This is a genomic window from Polynucleobacter sp. IMCC 29146, from assembly GCF_021395195.1.
Lineage (GTDB): Bacteria > Pseudomonadota > Gammaproteobacteria > Burkholderiales > Burkholderiaceae > Polynucleobacter.
On record NZ_JAJVCR010000034.1, the window covers coordinates 1 to 253 of the forward strand.

General features: G+C 45.1%; 1 pseudogene. It reads right to left on the reverse strand.

Annotated features, from left to right (window positions below):
- Positions 1–126: 126 nt before the first annotated feature.
- Positions 127–253: pseudogene (locus LZT22_RS12670) on the reverse strand (transposase); the annotation flags it as partial.

Sequence of the window (253 nt, forward strand, 5' to 3'; positions counted from 1 at the left end):
ACGCAATAAGGTGACGATTTGCTCGGGTTTAAGACGTTGGCCTTTTGCCATATTTAGCACTCCTTTAGGGTGAAGATTATCAAAAATCCTCTCTTTTGGAGTGGTACTAAAAATCAGGTCAGTTCATTCGACTACAGCCTCAGTGACAGCTGAGATGAGGGTAGGCGAGACCTCAGCTCCATACATCTCCTCTAAGTGGCTTTGGATTTCTCGAACGGTCATGCCCCTAGCGTATAAGGACAAAATCTTCTCA